The sequence below is a fragment of the Butyrivibrio sp. AE3009 genome, assembly GCF_000420845.1.
Classification (GTDB): domain Bacteria; phylum Bacillota; class Clostridia; order Lachnospirales; family Lachnospiraceae; genus Butyrivibrio.
On sequence record NZ_ATVS01000005.1, the window covers coordinates 65,328 to 86,548 of the forward strand.

General features: G+C 47.2%; 17 protein-coding genes. 14 read left to right on the top strand and 3 right to left on the bottom strand.

Features of this window, described 5'->3' with window-relative positions; all coding sequences use genetic code 11:
- Positions 1–136: 136 nt before the first annotated feature.
- Complete coding sequence (locus tag G588_RS0104235; RefSeq protein WP_022777516.1) at positions 137–4,390, top strand: hypothetical protein; 4,254 nt, start codon at positions 137–139, stop codon at positions 4,388–4,390.
- A gap of 153 nt (positions 4,391–4,543) precedes the next feature.
- Positions 4,544–5,242 carry an MgtC/SapB family protein gene (locus G588_RS0104240; protein WP_022777517.1) on the top strand — a complete coding sequence of 233 codons (699 nt, stop codon included), beginning with the start codon at positions 4,544–4,546 and terminating at the stop codon, positions 5,240–5,242.
- Here the strand turns inward: G588_RS0104240 and dtd are convergent.
- Both dtd and G588_RS0104250 read right to left on the bottom strand, forming a co-directional pair.
- Positions 5,239–5,673, bottom strand: a complete 435-nt coding sequence (gene dtd, locus G588_RS0104245) for a D-aminoacyl-tRNA deacylase (protein ID WP_022777518.1) — start codon at positions 5,671–5,673, stop codon at positions 5,239–5,241. The genes G588_RS0104240 and dtd overlap by 4 nt on opposite strands.
- Positions 5,674–6,642, bottom strand: coding sequence for a hypothetical protein (locus G588_RS0104250; protein ID WP_022777519.1), 969 nt, complete (start codon positions 6,640–6,642; stop codon positions 5,674–5,676).
- A 185-nt stretch (positions 6,643–6,827) separates the two neighbouring features.
- Here G588_RS0104250 and G588_RS0104255 point away from each other — a divergent pair, with 185 nt between their 5' ends.
- From G588_RS0104255 to G588_RS0104290, 8 genes are all read left to right on the top strand, one after another.
- Positions 6,828–7,532: a hypothetical protein gene (locus tag G588_RS0104255; RefSeq protein WP_155830736.1), complete on the top strand. Its 705-nt coding sequence runs from the start codon at positions 6,828–6,830 to the stop codon at positions 7,530–7,532.
- A 184-nt stretch (positions 7,533–7,716) separates the two neighbouring features.
- Positions 7,717–9,924 (top strand): glycoside hydrolase family 3 N-terminal domain-containing protein, encoded by a 2,208-nt coding sequence (locus tag G588_RS0104260; protein WP_022777521.1) that lies wholly within the window; start codon positions 7,717–7,719, stop codon positions 9,922–9,924.
- A gap of 197 nt (positions 9,925–10,121) precedes the next feature.
- Positions 10,122–10,919, top strand: coding sequence for an AIM24 family protein (locus G588_RS19120; RefSeq protein ID WP_022777522.1), 798 nt, complete (start codon positions 10,122–10,124; stop codon positions 10,917–10,919).
- Positions 10,920–11,001: 82 nt separating this feature from the next.
- Entirely contained in the window at positions 11,002–11,574 is a 573-nt protein-coding gene (locus G588_RS0104270) for a MotA/TolQ/ExbB proton channel family protein (RefSeq protein WP_022777523.1), read from the top strand.
- A gap of 11 nt (positions 11,575–11,585) precedes the next feature.
- Complete coding sequence (locus G588_RS0104275; protein WP_155830737.1) at positions 11,586–12,098, top strand: hypothetical protein; 513 nt, start codon at positions 11,586–11,588, stop codon at positions 12,096–12,098.
- 2 nt (positions 12,099–12,100) lie between these two features.
- The gene (locus G588_RS0104280; RefSeq protein WP_022777525.1) at positions 12,101–12,613 is read left to right on the top strand and encodes a hypothetical protein; all 513 of its coding nucleotides are present in this window, start codon (positions 12,101–12,103) and stop codon (positions 12,611–12,613) included.
- On the top strand, positions 12,603–13,100 hold the full coding sequence (locus G588_RS0104285; RefSeq protein WP_022777526.1) for a hypothetical protein: 498 nt from the start codon (positions 12,603–12,605) through the stop codon (positions 13,098–13,100). The genes G588_RS0104280 and G588_RS0104285 overlap by 11 nt, the downstream gene beginning before the upstream one ends.
- A 2-nt stretch (positions 13,101–13,102) precedes the next feature.
- Entirely contained in the window at positions 13,103–13,741 is a 639-nt protein-coding gene (locus tag G588_RS0104290; protein WP_155830738.1) for a hypothetical protein, read from the top strand.
- A gap of 86 nt (positions 13,742–13,827) precedes the next feature.
- Here the strand turns inward: G588_RS0104290 and G588_RS0104295 are convergent, their stop codons facing one another.
- Positions 13,828–15,834 (bottom strand): right-handed parallel beta-helix repeat-containing protein, encoded by a 2,007-nt coding sequence (locus tag G588_RS0104295; RefSeq protein ID WP_022777528.1) that lies wholly within the window; start codon positions 15,832–15,834, stop codon positions 13,828–13,830.
- Between the two features lie 224 nt (positions 15,835–16,058).
- Here G588_RS0104295 and G588_RS0104300 point away from each other — a divergent pair, with 224 nt between their 5' ends.
- The 4 genes from G588_RS0104300 (at position 16,059) to G588_RS0104315 (ending at position 21,061) form a co-directional block, all read left to right on the top strand.
- Entirely contained in the window at positions 16,059–17,123 is a 1,065-nt protein-coding gene (locus tag G588_RS0104300; RefSeq protein WP_242830336.1) for a LacI family DNA-binding transcriptional regulator, read from the top strand.
- A gap of 28 nt (positions 17,124–17,151) precedes the next feature.
- Positions 17,152–18,060: an ABC transporter permease subunit gene (locus tag G588_RS0104305; protein WP_022777530.1), complete on the top strand. Its 909-nt coding sequence runs from the start codon at positions 17,152–17,154 to the stop codon at positions 18,058–18,060.
- Positions 18,061–18,108: 48 nt separating this feature from the next.
- Positions 18,109–19,035: a carbohydrate ABC transporter permease gene (locus tag G588_RS0104310; RefSeq protein WP_022777531.1), complete on the top strand. Its 927-nt coding sequence runs from the start codon at positions 18,109–18,111 to the stop codon at positions 19,033–19,035.
- 238 nt (positions 19,036–19,273) lie between these two features.
- Positions 19,274–21,061 carry a sugar ABC transporter substrate-binding protein gene (locus G588_RS0104315; protein ID WP_022777532.1) on the top strand — a complete coding sequence of 596 codons (1,788 nt, stop codon included), beginning with the start codon at positions 19,274–19,276 and terminating at the stop codon, positions 21,059–21,061.
- The last annotated feature ends 160 nt before the right edge of the window (positions 21,062–21,221 follow it).

Sequence of the window (21,221 nt, forward strand, 5' to 3'; positions counted from 1 at the left end):
AAATCATAATTAAAATCATCTAAAACAAAAATAAATTTCAATATGATGATTCATATGATTCTCTTCTTGCTATTATGTCAAAGTCGCCAAAGGATTGGTGACTGATATGAATAAGTTAATAATAGGGAGAGAGAGTATGAAAAACACAATTGACAAGCAGATAATCAAAGCGCTGACTATCGGTATCAGTGCCAGCATGAGCCTTCAGTCTATGACTGTTCAGGCAGCTGACATCGATATCCCTTCAGACCCTTCAGCACAGACACCGGGTGCTGTACAGGAGAATGGCGATGCTAATGCGTCATCTTCTAAGGGGATGAACAGCGCTGTTTCTGATGCTATAGACGAGGCAAAAGAGGCTGTCAGCGGTGCCATGGATGATGCCGCTCCGGCTGCATCTACAGATCCCGCTGAGCCTGAACAGCCCGCAGATCCTGCTGAGCCTGCAGACCCTTCAGAGCCTGCGCAGCCCGTAGATCCCGCTGAGCCTTCGCAGCCTGCAGATCCTACAGAACCTGCCACAGATGCTCCTGCTGAGTCAGTTGAAAAGAGTGAAATAGATAAGAATCTTGAGAGTGCGAAAAAGGCTATCGACAACATCGACAAAGATGTAGATGACCTTGATTGCCTCAACAATGCAGCTGCCGGAGCAGTATCAGATTACAGAGAGACTGTAAGCGACGAAGCTGTTAAGATGGCTGAGAATTATTCTCAGGCAGCAGTAAGAGAAGCAGAAGAAGCTGCTAAGGCAGCAGATAATGCCAAGCTTGATGCTGAGCAGACTGCCGAGAACAGCACAGCTGTCAAGGACGCAGCAGACAAGGTATACAATTCCAAGAAGGCCGCTGAGAAGGCCAAGGAAGATGCCCAGTCTCTTGTGGATGATGCCAATAAGGCAGCAGAGGATGCCAGAAACAGGGCAGAGGCAGCAAACACAGCAGTTCAGAATGCTAAGGCTGATGCCGATGCAGCAGGCAAAGAAGTAGAGGATGCCAAGAAAGCTTATGACAAGGCAGAGGCTGCAGTTACCGCTGCAGAGAGCGCTCTTTTGGAGATCCTCAGAAAGAATGGCATCACAGATCCTGATGGAAACTACAGCGGTGATGTTAAGGAAGCCATCGACAACGCCAAGGCAGCAGTAGACGGCGCTAAGAAGGCACTTGATATTGCTGATACTAACCTTTCTCAGGCTACCAAGAACAAAGAGGATGCTGATAAGGAAGTTTCTGCAAAGGAGACAGCTCTTACAGATGCAACAGATGCAGCACAGAAGGCTGCAGATAATCTTCAGGAGAAGCAGAATAACTCTCAGAAAATTCAGGATAACATCGATAAGTACACTCAGGATATTGAGGATGCTAACTCTGAGATAGAGGAATGCAGTCAGAACCTTGAGACTGCCAAGGCTGAGGACAAGGCAGCCAAGGAAGCGCTTGAGGATGCCAAAGAGACCAAGGAAAGTGCAGAAAAAGCTGTAGAGAGCGCAGAGGCAGCACTTGAGAAGGCTCAGGAAAAATATGATAAAGCTTATGAAGAAAAGAGAAAGCAGGAGGAGAGGAAAGCTAAGAATCGAATAGCGCGTGAAGCAGCAGAGCTTGACAAGACAGCAAAAGAGAAAGATAAAAAAGCTGCTGAGGATGCTTACCAGGAAGCATTGAAGAAAGTAGAGGCTGCGCAGAAGGCTCTTGAAGATGCACAGAAGGCTAAGGATGAGGCTGACGGTAAGCTTGATGCTGCCAATAAGGCCAAGGAGCAGGCTGTAGACGATGAGAAGACTGCAACAGAAGCAGCTCAGAAGGCAGAGCAGGCCAAGGAAGACGCAGAGACCAAGCTTAAGACTGCTAAGAGTGAAAAAGAGGCTGCTGAGAAAGCTCTCGAAGAAGTAATCGGCGAAGTGGCTGATGAGAAGGAGGCTGCTGAAGTAATCCAGGAAGCTCAGGAGACCCTTGAAGATGCACAAGCCAATATTGCAAAGGCTGATCAGGAAAAGGCTGCTGCTGAGGCTGCTAAGAAAGCTGCCGACGATATTGCAGAGACCGAAAAGGGTAATATGGATCAGGCAGACAAGGATATTGCGACTGCTAATAACGAGAAGACTGAGCTTGAAGGACAGAAGACTAAGGCTGAGGAGGAGAAGGCTCAGGCGGAGGAAGATATTGAGACTGCAAAGTCAGATATTAAGACGGCTGAGGACAACATAAAAGATATCGAGGATGCCATCGATGTTGTTGATGGTTGGATGAAGAATCTGGAGAAGAATAGTAAGACCAGAGGAAAGCTTGGCGATAATGAGAAAATTGCGAAAGATCTGATTAAGCTTCTTGTATACCAGAAGCATCCCGAATATGATCCCAAAGATATAAGCGTTGATGGATTGGTATCATTTGCTGACTGGGATAGTAACTACATGATAGTAAGATATGAAGGCAAGGAAATTGGAAGATACAATTTTGAATGTCTTAATGATCGTAATGAACATCAGATTGCTCCTCGTTATCTAATAAATAATAACAGAATTACAAAGATCAGAATTATCGATAAGCGTGACACTGAAAATCCGATTATTGAAGCTGATTGTAGAGACTGTGAGAGCAAAATAAAGGATGCAAAATCCGCAGAGAAATCTACCCAGGAAACGGCTAAGCAGACAGCTGAGACAACCAAAGGACAGCTCGAGACAAAGGTAACCGAACTTGGCACCACAATCTCCGATCTCACTACCAAAGTTGGTGAAAAGGAAACTGAGATAACAAATGCCAAGGAAAGAAAAGGAAAGAGCGAAGAGGCATACAATAAGGCTATATCCGATTCTGAAGCTGCAGCCGGCAAAGCTGAAAAAGCTCAGGAGAAGATAGATAGTGAGCAGGAAAGAATCGATGCTGCCAAGCCTATTGTAGATAACGCCAATGCATCACAGGAGAAGGCAGCTGCCTATGAAGGCGCTCAGCAAACTGCAGAGCAGGCAGCAGATGCCGCAAGACAGGCCGCTTCAAACAAGGAAGAGGCAGAAAACAAAGTTAAACAGGCAACTTCAGATGTAACGAAAGCTGAAGGAGTAGCTGCAGATAAGCAGTCTGACCTTGAAGACGCTCAGGAAGCATATGATCAGGCATTTTCCAAAGCAGAGGAGCTTCGTAAGAAGATGGAGGATGCTCGGGCTGCTTATAAAAAAGCAGAGGAGGCATTCAATAAGGCCAAAGAAGTCGAGGATAAGGAAAAAGCTAGCTGGCGTATCGGAGCCAACTTCAATGAAGCTAACAGAAATCTAAAATCCGCTAAAGATGCTAAGGAAAAGGCTGACAAGGCTCTTGAAGAAGCAACCAATGCATATAATGAAGCAAGTGGAACAGCTAATGAGAAGAGTGAAGCTCTGACTAAGGCAGAAGAGGCAGCAAACACAGCCAATCAGAAGCTTGCAGATGCAATGCAGAATCTTGCTGACGAAGAAGAGAAAGCCAAGACAGCCGCTGATGAGCTGACACAGGCAGATAAGGACAATGTAGATGCGCAGAAGGCCCTTGAGGATGCAAAGAAAGATCTTGCCAGCGCTAAGGACAATCAGAAGACCGCAGAATCAGAGCTGACAAATGCTACTAAAGCCAGAGAGGCAGCTGAGCAGAAACTCGATTCTGTATCAGAGGCAGAGAAGAAAGTTGAGGAGATGGCTGCAAAGCTTAATGAACTCAAAGCTGCAGCAGGCGCCAGCAAGGAAGACATCAAGAAGCTCGAGGCAGAGTACGAGAAGGCTCTCGAAGCATACGAGGATGCCAAGAAGGCAGCTGCCGAAGCTAATACAGAAGCAGATAAAGCTACCGATTATGCTAAGGAAGCAGAGGACGCTTTTTACGATGAGAACAGCTTCAGAGTTAAGAAGCCTACCCCAACTGAGGACGAGACTCCCGGCAACGGTGGGGATAATGGCTCTGACAACGGAAATAACGATGATTCCGACAACGGAAACGGCTCAGGTAACACAGGCAAGAAGCCTGAGGAGAAGCTGATCCCTGTATCAGACAGAGATGTTAACCCTTCAGATCTTCCCGAGGTTCTCGGTGCCAAGAGACCTGCCGCTACCAAGAACAATGCGCCTTCCAAGGAAGAGCCTGCAGAGAAAGTAGCAGTAACCACAGCTGAATACAACATGGGTGAAATCGCAGAGACCATCAATGTTCCCGGCGAAAAGAACGCAGAGACCAAGGACGATTCCGCCAAGGTAGTTGTTTCCAACGAGGCAGAGTCAGCAACAATCTCAGCTGATAAGCTCATTCCTCCTGTACCTACAAGGAAGGGCTTCCCATGGCCATGGCTCCTTCTCGGCGCCGGCGTAGCAGGCATCACCACAGAGGAAGTCATTAGAAGAAAGAACAAAAAAGATAAAAAGAATAAATAATCAATTGGTGCCTGTCACTTCACTTTGATGAAGTGACAGGCACTTTCGTTTAGTAAAGTGACAGGCACTTTCGCTGACTAAAGCAATGGCTTTCACAATAGGGTTATGTTCGGTATAATGTAAGTAACATCAATACTTTTTCAGGAGAAATATATGAATGCCAAAATAATTCTGGAATTTCTGGAGAGTTCCAATGATATAGCTGTGGCCATCAGACTCATCATTGCCACCTTATTCGGAAGCCTTATAGGCTGGGAAAGAGTTGTAAAAAGACATAATGCCGGAATCAAGACCTTTGCCCTGGTGAGCCTTGGGTCTGCGGTTGCCACGTCGCTTAATATTTATCTTGCGATGCTACCGGGGCTCAGCGCTGATGTAAGCCGTATTCCTGCGGGAGTTGTGAGCGGCATCGGTTTCCTTGGCGCGGGTACCATTCTGGTAACAGGAAGGCAGCAGATCAAGGGCCTTACCACCGCGGCGTCCCTGTGGGTAACCTCCTGCATGGGAATGGCCATCGGAGGCGGGTATCTGATCATCGGTATTGTCTGCTTCCTTCTTGTAATGATTGCCAACCTTGTTCTTGTGAGACTTAGCAAAAGAGTTGAGAATTCCAGCAAATACATCAGTGTTTACATTGAGGTCAATAAGAGCGGCGGAGTAAAGAAGCTCTCCAAGTGGATTGCAGAGCAGAACTATACCATCGCCAGCATGACCAAGAGCAAAGAAAAAACGCTACAATCCAGCGATGTAGCGCTAATGCTTGATGTGGATTTTGATACCATGAGATCCCACCCGGAATTTCTTCACAACCTAAACCAATTAGAATTTGTTAACTATGTAGAGGAAATTTAAATATCCAGCACAATCGTCACCGGCCCATCGTTCACCGACTCAACCTTCATATCGGCGCCGAATACTCCGGTGCCAACCCGGAAGCCTCTGTCGCGGCACTCTTTTACCACCAGCTCGTACAGAGGCTCTGATATTTCCGGCCTTGCCGCGTCGGTAAAGCCCGGCCTTCTTGAACTGCAGTCCGCATAGAGCGTGAACTGGCTCACGATAAGGAGCTCAGCCCCTGCATCTTTGGGATTTATGTTCATCTTACCGTTTTCATCTTCAAATATTCTGAGACCGCAGATCTTGTCTGCGATTTTTTTTGCCTGTGCTTCGGTGTCGTTTACGTGAACACCAAGGAGCACCAGGAATCCCTTGCCGATTTCGGATACTATTTTGCCATCTATTGTTACGGATGCGGATAATACGCGGGTTAATACTGCTCTCATTTAGTCCTCCTTGTAATCATCGTCATAATCTGCATATGCATCATCTGATTCATCAAAGTCGTAATCGTAGTCTTCGCTGCGCCTGTCTTCATATTGAACCTTGCGGCGATCTCTGGCGCTTTTATCATTTCGACGTTTCCTCGAAGCTTTTATGCTTTTTTCCTCCTTGGGAAGTTTCACAATCAGCTCAAGGATATGGCTGTGCTTTACAATAAATACCGCCAGCAGCAGGAACAGATGCGTATAGAAGATGCCAACAATATAATAATTTCTCTCCAATAAATATCCGGCCTTGAATCCGAAGAAACATAGCAGCCCCGACAGCGTCATGCCCAGCACCAGAAGCGGCAGCTTAAAGAACATGTTTTTCAAAGCTCCGATAAAATCCCTGAAGGAAGCATCGAAGTAAACAAAACGTCCCACCATCAGTCCCAGATAATACATCATAACCGGGCTGTACTCGCTCTCATCGCCGATGACGTTCAGAGTCAGCAGAATGATGATGACGTAGAACATAGCCAGCATGCGGACTGTGGCCTTATCCTCACGGGGAATCTTTTTGAGCGGAATAATGAGTTTGTCCAGGATTGTATTAAGAACGCAGGAAGTACAGATCAGGATCAGCAGTACAAAGTCCTTCCAGTTGTCCATAAGATTAATGAAATCCTTGAAATAGTCGTAGCTGTAACCCGAAGTGTGGGCCAAAGTGTACACGTGATTGATGATGACATAGGCACAGGCAAAAGACATAACCGACGTGGCCGAGATTATCATCTCATAGAACAGTTCGATGTAATTGTGAAAAGGAGTATTTTCCCCGATCCTTTGGTTTTTCTTCTCTGAAGCAGCCATTTTTGCCCATAAAAAGATCAGAAGTGTGCACAGGGCAAGACCTCCCAGGGCGGTCAGCAAAAACAGGCCCTTCTTAACCCAGGTAAAATCGGGATTCATATAAGCATCTACAGACATTTTCCCCTCCAAACAGTGATTTTTCATATTTTTTTTATAAATGCCCTCAAAAAGTATAGCACAATCCTTGATTTGCGATAAATCCGCACCTTGGGAATTTTATAAAATGTTTATGTTTGGGGTACTTTATAGCCTTTATAATTAAATAAGACAGCGCAGTTAAACGTTAAAGGAAGGGGAGACATATGAGAACGAGACTGGGTTTGATATTGAGCACGACAATGATCATTGGTTTGCTGACAGCCTGCGGATCTGCGGTTGAAGGCGATGCTTCGGTTCTGGGCGTAAGCAGAATGCCTCTCGAAGAGCTTGAACCTGCTGCGGAAGCTGTACAGGAGTTTGATGAGTTCGCGGAAGAGGACGATTTTGGATACGGTCCTTCGGATTTCGTTCAGGAGCAGTCGGGTAAGACAGAATTTGACAGCTTTGACGATGTGATTGCCAATCTTATGCAGGGACAGGGTTATGCCTATGTTCAGCTTCAGGGGGAAGACGATCAGCTTCTGGCTGTGACGGATCTTGTTTTTCTTGCTGATGACAGTGCCAGTGAGGCCTGCATTTACGGCATCAGGGATGGTAAGGCGGTAAATATAGGAAATGTATTCGGCAACGGTTCGGCATTTCCGCTTCGTTACAAGGATGGCATCATCTACGGCGGCGACAATCACAGATATGAGACTTATTTTGTCTCCGAGGACTGGCAGAGCCTTATGATGAAGGATTACATATCCGACGGAGTGGTTGAGGGAAGCGGCCAGTTTGTGGGCTTTACCAGACAGACCAGCAATTATGAGGATACCGTGGACTTTGAAGGAAGCGAGGAAGAGTTTAATGCTCTTATGGCAGACAGAGAGGAAGTTCCGCTTCTTAAGTTCACAATGATAGAGTAAAAAATTGATATCACAGGTGACCCGGTTTGACGGCCGGGTCACTTTTTTGTTGCACAAAACTACAAAAAATGATAATTAAAAAATCATTAATATCATAGATTTATCACCTCAAAACCTATAAAATAAAAAGATGCAGTGGAAACGAAAATGATTTTTTAATATAAAAAGGGAGTTCACAACCATTATGAAAGAAACTGATTTGAAGGCATTATTAAATGATATGTCCATGGAGGAGAAGATCATGCAGCTGGTGCAGCTTCCGGGCTGGGTTTTCCAGGACGATGCAGCAATCACCGGACTTGCCGATGCCACAGGCTCCGAGAGAGTCAAGGTGCTGGCAGGCAGCACGCTGGGACTGTGGGGCGCAGACAAGATCAAAGCTCTTCAGGACGCATACATGAAGAACCATCCCCATCACATTCCCATGCTGTTCATGCTGGATGTTATCCACGGACACAAGACTGTTATGCCCGCTCCTATAGCTCAGGGCGCAACCTTTGATCCCGAGACGGTTAAAAAAGGTGCTGAAGTCCAGGCCAGGGAAGCATCTGCAGACGGTGTTCACGTTACTTTTTCTCCCATGGCAGACCTTGTAAGAGATGCCAGATGGGGCCGTGTTCTTGAGTCCACAGGCGAGGACAAGTACCTCAATAGCCGTTTGGTTGCAGCGATGGTTGAAGGCTATCAGGGCGAAGATCCCAAGGATCCCGACCATGTAGCTGCCTGTGTTAAGCACTTTGCAGCTTATGGCGGAGCAGAGGCAGGCCGTGATTATACCAATGTTGAGCTCTCCGAGCACACCTTGAGAGAGCAGTATCTGCCTGCATATAGAGCAGGTATCGATGCAGGTGCCAAGCTCGTCATGACCTCTTTTAACACCCTGAACGGACTTCCTTCCTCAGCCAACAAGTGGCTTATGAGAGATATTTTGAGAGACGATATGAAGTTTGAAGGCGTTCTTATTTCTGACTGGGCAGCCATTGCAGAGGTTAAGAACTGGGGCCTTACAGAGGATCTCAAGGAGGCTTCAAGACTTGCAATGGAGGCAGGCGTTGACATCGACATGTGCACCGACTGCTACCAGAACAATCTTGAGGAGCTGGTAAAAGAGGGTAAGCTTAAGGCAGAACTTCTTGACGAAGCGGTAATGAGAGTCCTCAAGCTCAAGAATGATCTGGGACTTTTCGAGGATCCTTATCACGGAGCCGGTGCGGATAAATTTGAAAAAGTTGCTCTTTGTCAGGAACACAGAGATATAGCAAGAGACGCAGCAAGGAAGTCCTTCGTTCTTTTGGAGAACAAGGATAAGGCGCTTCCTCTTACAGCAAAGAAGCTTGCTTTCATCGGACCATATGTAACCTGCAACCAGCTTCACAGCACCTGGGCTATCTCCTGTGATCAGGATCATGCCATCAGCCTTCAGGAAGCTGCAACCGATTTTTACAAAGGGAGCGATACGGAGTGCAGATTTGCAGTTGGCTGCGAGATGGTTGATGACGGAACCGAGCTCTCAAGGGAGGTCTACAAGTCAGAGCTTACAGATGCAGACAGAGAGAAAATGCTTAAGGAAGCCCTGGAAGCCGCAGAGTGGGCAGATGAGGTTATTCTTTGCATCGGCGAGGATATCTGTCAGTCCGGCGAGTCCACCAGCCGCGTCAGCATCACTGTTCCAAGACCTCAGCTGGCTCTTTTTGACGAGGTGGTAAAAAAGGCTAAGAAGACGGTTACTCTTATTTTCAACGGAAGACCTGTTGAACTGGATGCAATCTCCAAGGCTACCGATGCGCTTATGGTCTGCTGGAGACCCGGAACCGAGGGCGCCCGCGCCATTATGGATGTTATCAGCGGCAAGGTATCCCCTCAGGGCAAGCTCCCCATGAGCTTCCCTTACACAGCAGCTCAGGCTCCCGTTCACTATGACAGCTACAACACAGGAAGGCCCAAGCCAAAGGATGCACCTTCACTGTTTACTTCAAGATTCCTGGATTGCCCCAATGAGCCAAGATACAGCTTTGGATATGGTCTTACTTATTCCAAGGTTGTTGTCTCCGATGTCACACTTTCAGCGGATACGCTTAAGAAGGATGATACCAAGGGCATTAAGGCCAAGGTTACGGTTATGAATGTGGGCGAGATGTCTGTAAATGAGACTCTGCAGCTCTACATTAGAGACCTGGCCGGCAGCCGCGTTCGTCCGGTAAAAGAGCTCAAAGGCTTCAAGAAGGTGGGCGTTAACCCCGGAGAGAGCAAGGATGTGTACTTTACGATCACCGAGGATATGCTCCGCTTCTGGACAATAAATAACCGCTTCGAGAGCGAACCCGGCAGATTCCGGGTATTTGTTGGAACCTGCTCCTGCACAGAGAATAGTGCGGAGTTCGTGCTGGAGTGATGCTATAGGGGCCAGTCCCCATTAACAAACTGTGAACAGATGACAGAGGGACGGTTCTTTCGACATATTTGTGATAAGTCTAAAGAACCGTCCCTCTGTCATCTGTTCACAATTTGTTGATGGGGACTGGCCCCTTTATCGCGGTGGGGACGGGCACTTGTGGTATAATGTTACATAGTAAAAGTTGGGGAGGGGCTATGATCACTACTAATCTGTTCAATTCTTCGGATGCCAAGAAAATCACCCTAAACAAAGGAATATTTACCGTAGTTGAGTACGAAAGGGACCTCTCCGTTGATCCTGAAATGGCGGAGATGGCTTATTTTGCTGCAATGATGGATGTCAGAAAGAGACAGCTTATTGCCCAGATAGAACCGGGCCTTGGCGCCATTACCCAGAAGGGGATCATGCAGCTGATGCTTGGCGACCTTCAGGCAAGGACTGATATCTCCGGTCTTGGCAACCTTATGAAAAAATACATCGGAAGCAAGGTAACAGGCGAATCCGCCATCAAACCGCTCTACACCGGAGAGGGTACGCTGGTGTTAGAGCCTACCTTCAAATACATCATTCTTGAGGACCTTGATGAATGGGAGGGCAAGCTCACCATCGAGGATGGCATGTTTCTTGCCTGCGAGGATAGCGTTCAGATGAAGGTCGTGGCCAGAACCACGGTATCCTCTGCAGTTCTCGGCGGGGAAGGTCTTTTTAACACCAGCATCTACGGCACCGGTGTTGTAGCCCTTGAGAGCCCCGTGCCCAGGAGCGAGCTGATAGAAGTTAATCTAGATAATGATGTTCTCAAGATAGACGGAAACATGGCCATCGCCTGGTCGACAGATCTGAAATTCACAGTTGAAAGGACTACGCCTACTCTTGTTGGTTCAATGGCTGCAGGTGAAGGTCTTGTGAATGTATACAGGGGCACCGGAAGGGTGCTTATTGCTCCGGTGCAAAGTAACAGGGGAATAGCAAATCCTAAGGATAAGAAATGACAAGGGGACGGTTCTTTTGTCATCACAACTGTCCTAGCAGAGCATATTTTGTAGATATCAACATATATGAAAAGGAGAGATTATGTTAGAGGTTATACTTACATTTATTTCAAATCTTAAGTGGTATGAGAAAGCTTATGATGTATTTATTGTGGTAGTTGCAGTTGCGATTTTTATTGTACTCATAAGAATAAGTAGAGCTTTAGACAAAACATTGGTGGATTCAGAAGGTGCATATAGTCAGACTAACCGTGAAACAAGATTGAATTCAAAAGGAAATCTAAGTCAGGAAAGTTACACAGAATTTAGTAGCGAGAAATATGAACCCATTAGAAGAGATTTCAATAAGATGAATGTTGCATTTATTTCTGCGGTAAACCTTATCTCAATTCTTCCATTGTTGGGACTTCTTGGAACTGTTGGTGGACTGATTCCCGGACTTCAGGCTGTAAAGAATCAAAACTTTGAGGTGTTATATTCATCTTTATCTACGGCATTAAGCTCAACATTTTTCGGTCTGGTAGCATCTATCTTATTAAAACTATATGTTTCGTTAGGACCTGAGAAAAAGATAAACAGTATTGATATTACTTTTAATGAGATAGACAGAAGATACAGCAATGCAATTGGCCTTAAAAAAATCGAAAACTCATAAGGATGAATACAATGAGAAACAAAGTTAAACTAGACTTAGATCTGACACCATTGTTGGATGTGATTTTCATAGTACTTATGGTTGTCATGTGTCAAATGTCAATAAATTCAGAGTCTGAGCGGGAGAAGACTGTTGAGGCGGAGAACGCCGCAGAAGAGGCTCAGGCCAAATACGAGGTGGCTACCACTCAGCTGGAGAACTACGAGAATGAGGATCAGCTGGTGGCTTTCATAACCCTGAACGCCATGTATGAAAAAAATGACCCCAGGACCAGACACATAAGGCTCGCCTACAACGACGAGACCCTCATTGAGGACATTGTGATAACTCCCGAGACCCAGGAGCAGGCCTATGGGCAGTTCGTGGAGGAGATTACTTCTTTTGTTCAGTCAAAAGAGGGCTCTCCCGTGCTTCTTAGTATCGATGACAGTCGCATTTTGTACAGGGACTATGATCGCATGGAAAAAGAGATCGCGTCCCTTCAGGAGGTCTACAACAATCTATTTTTGATAAGGCAGGAGTGAGTATGAAACTGGTAATATTGGGGCTCGTCCTGCTGGCATTGTGCTGGCTGTTGTGGCAGCTCGTATTCAATAAAGACAGCTCTTTCAGGAAGAACATTACCTCCAAGACTCTCAAAATATTGGTGCTGCTCGTTGTGGCGGCAATCGTTTTGTTCATCTTCCTCACAAGGCAGCAGCTGGCCATAATGATAAACTCCGGCGTTCAGATGCCTTTTTTGAAGGAAGCTAAATACGATGAGCAGGAGATGAAAGTACCTGAGGAAGGGGAGGAAGCCTTTGAGGAAGCCCTGGTGATCGAGATCTCCACCACAGAGATAATCATGGATGGGATCACCTACGACAGCTTCGAGGAGGCTCAGAACCCCATCAGAGAGAAGGCCTGGAATTACAAGCGGGCCAAGCTGATAGACAACTACGCAGCCGCCGAAACTTATCTGGAGGTGAAGAGTCTTCTTGTGAGCTGCGGTATTGAAGAAGGAAACATTCAGGAGAATCAGATTTTTAATGAATCTTAAGGATAAAAAGAGATTAGGAAGAATATTGATAATCATGCTGATCGCTGTGCAGCCGCTTCTTATAGGTGCCAAGTTTTTTGACCTGAAGCTAAGAAATGTGAACAGGCCCCTTGTGGATATGACCAAGCTTGTGAACGGCAACAGTATTACAGCCCAGGCGCAGGAGCTAAGTGAGTCCAAAGATGATAAGAGTAAGCCGCCCCAGAAGACCGCTGATGATAAGACAAATCCGGCTAAAGACGACAGTGCAAGGGCAGCTGCTGAAGATAAGACGACTAATGTTGGCATAAGGGTTTCCGGTGAGAGCATCTATGTGAACAGCAGACTTGTGACTCTTGATGGTTTTGAGAAGGCTTTTGAAGGAGTCTACAAAAAGGGAGCTGGCGTGACGCTGACAGATGACTATGCTGACTACAAGGTTATGATGAGGGTTACGGAATACCTGGATGGCAAGGGCATTTTTTACAGCATCGAGGAGACGAGATGAGAATGAAGATCAGTGGAAAAAGAATAATGGGAATACTGCTGGTACTGTGTCTCACCATCCCTCTGGTTGGAGCCGGCAGTGCTAAGGGTAGCGTTAAGCTTGACCTTGATGAATATCACAAAAGCGGCAATGCAGCAGTGTCCGCCACCGGTACAGCAAAGAGCATGCACGATGGCAAAATCACCTATGTCATTCCCGATTCAATGGAAAAAATTGATGCTAAGGATATTTTTAACGAACATATATATAACGAGGGCGATGGAGAGCTGTACCTTGTAAATGACGCAATCTTCGGCATCTTCTACTTTGACAGCGATTACTTCGTTGAGGAATTCGATGAAAAGGACGAGACCCGTGCTATCGAGCGCGCCATTATCTCCAACATCTGCCCTGACGAAGAGAAGAACCTTCGCTGGAACAGCCTGACCCTCAAGCACTACACCTATCCCACCAGCCAGAGCACCTCTCGCTCAGGACTTAAGTTTGATCACTATGTCGGCAAATATCAGAACTTCCGCACCGAATTTGCCTTTACTCCCGCCGGCAACGGCCTCTGCGTCATCCTCTTCATCTACAACCACGACGCCACCTCCGCCACGCCTCCCATCTCCGTAATTGAAAGCATAAAAATTGGGGTCTGACCCCAATTTTTTTTGCGGCAGGCCCCAAACCCAGTATTCATCTATGTTTCTTCAAAACCTAATTGTGTCTAAACTGTGAATTGGGGTCAGACCCCAATTTTTTTCCAAACAAGCTGCTCCTTGGAGGAGAGGGCGGTAAGCGGGCCGGGGATGGCTTCAGATCCGCGGTGTGCGCCGAGGAGATCACGGTCGAAGACGATGTCTGTTCCGTCGGGATTCTCGAAGCGCTGCTCCGGCTCGAAGGCTCTGCCCAGCATCTCGGTGGAGATGATGCCGCAGGTGAAGTCGCCCAGTTCCTTGGCAAGGTTGGTCTTCAGATAGTAGTCGCCGTTTTTCTCGGTGATGGCTACGGTGATCTTGCCGGTCTTGTTCACCAGCTTGTTCTTTTCCTTCTTGTATACGGTTGCGCCATTAAAGTAAGCATTGCCCTCAATCCATACAGGAAGATGGCCAAAGTGTGCCTCAGCCAGGGCTCCCATATCCGGCTTCTTGCTGAAATCAAACTGCTGATTCCACTCTGCCTGAGTCGGAAAGATGTCAAAAGGCTTGGTTCCAACAACTTCATAATCAGAATCCGCAGCTGTCTTTTTCTTGTCATGGATCTTGTGCTGCTGGACAAAAATGTTGTTGTAGATCCTGTCATCGCCGTGAAGGATAGTCATAAAGCCCGCAACCTCTGTCCTGTGGCGGATGTGATAAGGTGTGTATCTGGGCTCTCTCTGTCCGTTCACGATGCTGTCTACACCTGAGTTGATCAGCGAGAAGCTGCCCAGCACCAGGTTGTTGATAACTGCGATTCCTTCGCTGGGAATCGTGATTGCAACCGGTGACAGCAGAATATTGTTATCAATAAGTGTGGGACCATGACCTACCTCAATAAATACGTCAGTGCTGAACATTCCGCCGGGGAGCTGCTCAACCCCCTCGGGCCTGTTGTTGTCATGCATAACATTCTGAGTAACTCTTGCTCCCTGAGCCTCCCAGTCCAGCCACACACCCATGATATTGTCATGAATATGATTTCTTCTGATAGTTACGTCAATTCCCGCATGGAGCTTGATCCCGGCGGTCTCAGCGCCGCCCAGCTGAGCGGAGGTACAGTTGTGGTGAATATCGCAGTCTTCAATTGTTGAAAAAACAGCTCCCATTCTGCCTACAATACCCGTCTGCTCATTGTGATGCACGTGACATCTTCTGATGATATGATGACCGATGCGCTCCTTGAGCCAGCCATGGAACTGTCCCCTGCACACCGCATCTCTCTCCATCTGCGTGGGGCTCTTCACCTGTTTTACGGTAAAATACATATCGTTCTCAGGGTCCTTATACTTACCCAGCGAAATGCCGCAGCATCTGCTTCCGTAGACCTCACAGTCCTCGATGATCCAGCCCTTACTCCAGTGAGGCCCTATCATTCCGTCCTGATAGGCAGCAGGCGGCGCCCAGGTGGTAGCAGCTTTGTTGATGTTAAAACCGCTGACAGTTATATAGTTGATGAAGTTCTCAGTGGGCATAAAACAGTTCCGTCTCACCGTGAATTCCACATTTTCCTTGTTGGGATCGAGCTTGCCGAAGTTACCGTAGATAACGGTGGTATCGCCATTTTGCTCTGTAAACCACAGATACCCCGCAGCTTCCTTGTCCCAGGCATAAATGTCCGGCTTACCCTTCTGACACTCCTCCAGAGTTGCCGTCTCATACATCTGATTATCATTCAAAAAAACACATCCCGTATGCCGCTTTGTAGAAGCGAAGTACCAGTCTCCGTAAACCGCAGTAGTATAGGGATTGTAATTTCCAAAAATTCCGTTATTTACCGTGAACTTCCACACATTTCCCTTAACCTTCTCCCAGCCGGTAGCCTTCTCTGCGCCTGTAATCACAGCTCCCAAAGGCTTCTCCGAGCGGTAAACGATAGGCTGTTCCTTGGTCCCTGCATTCTTCGGAACCACGTGCTCTCTGTAAATACCGGGCTTAACCACAATCTCATCCCCGGCCACCGCGATCCTTGCGGCGTCATTTATGTTCTTAAAAGGTCTGCTCTCACTTCCGTCACCATCGCGGAAGGAGCTTGCGTCAACGTAGTAGATCATAGAGCCTCCTTTCGGCCAACCTGCTGATAAACCCACAAAAGGTTTAACGATAAACATGTTATATGTAACAATACTATGGGTGCAGCCTACAAAAGTCAAGATAAACATGCACAACCAAATCGTCAAAAATTACAGTTTTATGTGCAGATTAACAAAAAACATATTGACAGTAATCCACCTAAGCGCAATAATAAACTCAAGTTTAACGATTAACAAAAACATTTATGCGAGGAAACGAGATGGTGACGCTCAAAGAGGTCGCTGATATCTGCAATGTCTCGCCTACCACCGTTTCGAACGTAATTAACGGCAAGGCCAAGACCAGCGAGGAAACCAAAAACAGAATATTGCAGGTCATCAAGGAGACCGGTTACAAGCCTAATTACATGGCCAAGGGACTGCGCAACAAGAAGACCAGAACCATCGCCATTATTGCCGAGGACATTGAGCAGTTCACTTCTCCCGCCATAATCGAGAGCATCATGGCCCGCTGCGAGGAGGATGGCTACAGAGCCATAGTCCACAACCTGCGTCTCTACGACAGGTGGAAGGACACCTGGTACGGCCAGGAAGAGGAGTATCACTCGGTTCTCGATCCCGTTGTGCAGGATGTTTTGTCAGAGCAGGTGGACGGAGTCATATACCTGGCGGGGCATTCCAGAATCATCGGTTCCTTCAACGATGATTTTCAGCTTCCCGTGGTCATGTGCTACGCATACTCCAATTCAGCCAGAGTCCCTTCCGTTGTCATCGACGACGAGAAGAGCGCCTACGAGATGACCACCTATCTCATCGGTCTGGGGCACCGCCGGATAGGCTTCGTAGGGGGCCGCATGGAGAACATCCACACAGCCAAGCGTCTCATGGGCTATCAACGAGCTCTTTTTGAAAACGGACTGCTGTACGATCCGGAGCTTGTTTACTACGGCGACTGGACAAGAGAGTCAGGCTACGAAGGAGCCAGAGCCATAGTTCCACGGGATGTCACCGCAATCTTTGGCATCTCCGACAAGATGACCGGCGGAATCTACGATTATCTTGAGGAGCAGGGAATTGTCATAGGACGGGACATATCCGTTGCAGGTTTTGACAATGAGATAATATCCGAGTTTTTCAGGCCGCAGCTCACCACCACGGCGCTGCCCCTTACCGAGATTGGCCGCATCTCAGCCGAGCTCATGTTAAAAAAGCTGGAAGGTTCTCATGGGGATGAGGAACCCTCCAAGGATCCTGTCGTTATCAAGGTTCCATGCAAGCTTGTTAAAAGGAAATCTGTAATAAAAAAGTAATAAACGGGGAAAACAGGAGGAGTAACCGGTGTCTAAGAAAAAAGCTTATTCATTCAAGCTGTTTCTGCTTGTATTACCATTTATCATTTTGGTTCTACTGTTCAGCTATTATCCGCTATACGGCTGGCTGTACGCATTCTACGATTACAAACCGCCCAAAACATTGGCAAACAGTGCTTTTGTAGGCTTTAAGTGGTTTGCATCTCTGGTCAGCAGTGAGACCAAGATCAAACAGATCGGTCAGGTTCTCAAGAACACCTTCGCTATGAGCGGAATCACCATCGGAACCAGTTGGCTTCCCATGCTATTCGCAGTATTTCTCAATGAGATCAAAGGCGTCAAGTTCAGGAAGTTTGTCCAGACAGTAACCACACTTCCCAACTTCGTCAGCTGGGTTATGGTTTACTCCATCGCCTTTGCACTTTTTAACAGCACAGGTATGATGAACTCACTTCTTATGAAGTACGGTGTCATCACCCAGCCCATTCTTTTCCTGCAGTCCTCTGAGCACGTATGGTTTGTACAGTGGCTCTGGCTCACCTGGAAAAACCTTGGATGGGCAGCCATCATGTATATCGCAGCAATTGCCAGCATCGACGGAGAAATGATCGAGGCAGCCAGGGTTGATGGTGCCACAAGAATGCAGATAATAAGACACATTACCATACCAAGTCTTTTGCCCACATATTTCGTTCTCCTGGTACTTAATGTCGCTAACTTCCTCAACAACGGAATGGAGCAGTATTACGTATTCCAGAACGCATTTAACAAGGAATACATCCAGGTTCTTGACCTCTACGTATTCAACCTGGCCATGGGCGCCGGCGGCTATTCCGTATCAGTTGCCATCAGTATGCTGAAGAGCCTTGTCAGCGTGGTACTTTTGGTCATTGTAAACGGAACGTCCAAGGCAATCAGAGGTGAGAGCATCCTTTGATACAGGGGCGTAATAAGTAGATCATTTAGTAAAAGTCGGGAGTAGGTTATGAGTCGAGAAAAAGAGAACAAGAGCAAGATAAAAGTAAGCGCGGGAGACAGGACAATGGAGATAATCTGCTACATTATCTTTTCCATTGCAGCATTCCTTTGCCTGTACCCTTTCTATTACATATTGATCAACACCATCAGTGCCAATGATATCAGCGCCAGAGGCGACGTGCTGTTCTGGCCGCAGCAGATACATTTTCACAATTATGCATCAGCCTTCAGGATCGACGGACTTCTGAATGCTTTCAAGATCTCACTGATGAGGACTACGATCGGAACTGCCCTGACAGTCTTCGCATCAGCCTTCCTGGGATTTATGTTTACTCAGGAAAAAATGTGGCTCAGGAAGCTCTGGTACAGACTGATCGTAGCAACCATGTACTTCAACGCAGGTATTATCCCATGGTTCCTGGTTATGAAGCAGATGCACCTCACCAACAATTTCTGGGGATATATACTTCCCGCTGTTGTATCACCCTTTAACCTGATCCTCACCAAGACCTTTGTTGAGTCGGTGCCAAAGGAGCTTCAGGAAGCAGCAGAGATTGACGGTGCAGGGGTCCTCACCATATTCTTCAGGATCATCATTCCGGTAATCAAGCCCATTATGGCAACCGTAGCTATTTTCTCAGCGGTAAGCCAGTGGAACGCCTTCCAGGATACACTGCTTCTTATGACTGACACCAAGCTGTATCCATTGCAGTTCGTGCTCTATCAGTATCTGAACCAGGCCAGCTCACTTGCATCCCTGGCCCAGAGTAGCAGCAGTACCCAGTCACTGGCAGCTGCAGCAGCAACAACACAGACCACCACCAGTGTTCGTATGACCATTACGGTTATCGTAGTTCTGCCTATCATGCTGGTGTACCCGATTTTCCAGAAGTACTTCGTAAAGGGTATCATGATCGGTGCGGTGAAGGGCTGAGAGCACTTGGTGAGGTCTTTTCGAGCCTAGTGCGAACGTGTTCTGGCGAGCGTAAGCGAGAACAGAACTTCCTTGTGAAAAAAGTAAAGGAGTTCAAGCGAGAACAGAACTTCCTTGTGAAAAAAGTAAAGGAGTTCAAGCGAGAACGGAACTTCCTTGTGAAATATGGAAGGTATTCAAAAATGTGCATGCTCCCTTAAAGGGGCGGAAATAGAGGTTAAAAAAAGGAGGAAATGAAATGAAGTTTAAGAAAATGGCATCTCTTGCACTTGCCGGCATTATGACTGCTTCCATGATAGCAGGCTGCGGCAGCGATGCAGGAACAGGTAACTCAGGGACAACCGGTGGAGACACTACAGAAACACAGACAGCTACACAGACAGCGGACACAGGAACAGAGACCGCTGCAGCAACAGAAGCTCCCACAGCAAGTCACGACGAGACATACACAGTTGACTTCTACGACGTAGCAGCTAACTTCCAGGGCGTTCAGTCCGGATGGTACGGCAAGATCGTTAAGGACAAGTTCAACATGGATCTTAACATTATCGCTCCTCAGGTAGCCGGTGACGGACAGACTCTTTATCAGACACGCTGCGCAGCAGGCGCTCTCGGTGACCTCATCATCCTCGATAACGCAGACGCTCAGGAGTGCGTAGAGTCAGGACTTATCCATGACCTTACAGACGTACTTGCCAACTATCCTAACCTTATGAAATATGAGAAGCAGATCAAAGAGTTCAACTCAATGATGGGTGACGGCACCAAGATCTATGCAATTCCTCTTGAGATGAACAATAACGGACCTACAGATTACAGACAGCTTCATGTTTACACCTATCCTCGTATCGGCTGGGATATGTACAACGAGGTTGGAGCTCCCGAACTTAAGAACACAGATGACCTTCTTGCATGCCTCAAGGCTATCCAGGATGCTCATCCCACAAACGACAAGGGCGACCCGGCTTATGCTATCAGCATGTGGAAGGACTGGGACAGCTATTTCATGGAGAACGTAGCTCAGCTCACCAAGTGGTACGGCCAGGAAGTTAACGGCTCCGTTATGATCGGAACAGACAACTCAATCGCACCTCTTACAGACAAGGCAGGCGCTTACTACAAGATGCTCAAGTTCTTCTATCAGGCTAACCAGATGGGCCTTGTAGATCCCGACTCAGCTACACAGGATTGGAACTCAATCGTTTCCAAGATGCAGGACAAGAGAATCTATCTCTACTGGTACAGCTGGCAGTACGGATTCTGGAACACACCTGCAAGGGGTGAAGAGGGCGTTAACTACATCGAGATCCCTGTTGCAGATACCAACCTTTACCAGCCTTCCGACACATACTTCGGCGATGGTCGTGTACTTTGCGTAGGTTCACAGGTTAGCGATGAGAACTTTGCAAGACTTATGGAGTTCCTTGACTGGTACGCTTCTCCTGAGGGAGTTCAGATCCAGCATGGCGGCACAGAGGGACTTATCTACACAGTAGAAAACGGCAAGTATGTCCTTACAGAAGACGGCTTCAACAGATTCTCAGCAGAAGTAGCAGTTCCTGAGGATCAGGGCGGCGGCAACTGGAACGATGGTAACAACCAGATCAACCAGTGGATCGTAGCAAGCTGCGATGTTAACCCTGACACAAATGAGCCTTATGGAACTGATATGTGGTCTTCAACCATCGAGAAGAACCAGACCAAGACAACTAAGGAATGGTCAGAGAAGTTCGGCGCAGCAGACGACGTTGAGTACCTTAAGAAGAACAACATGATGACAGTAGTTCCCAGTATCAACATCGCTCTTGCAATCGACACAACAGACATCAGCCTTATCCGCAGCCAGTGCGGTGACGTTATCAAGGATGCTTCCTGGAGAATGGTATTTGCCAAGGATGACGCAGACTTCGAGGCACAGTGGGATGCTATGGCAGAGCAGCTCAACGGACTTGGCTGGGAAGACCTTGTAAACTTTGATACAGAGAAGTATGGCCCTATGATCGAGGCTAGAAAAGCAGCTCAGTAAGGTTAATCCTCTTAAATAACCTTTCTATTCAACAACCACCTAAATTATGGGAATACCCGCAGCTTACTCCAAGTTGCGGGTGTTTCTATGTTTGACTCACAACCGTCCCCTTGTCATCTCCTATCCCTTGAAATCATGGTATAATTGACACTATAGATAA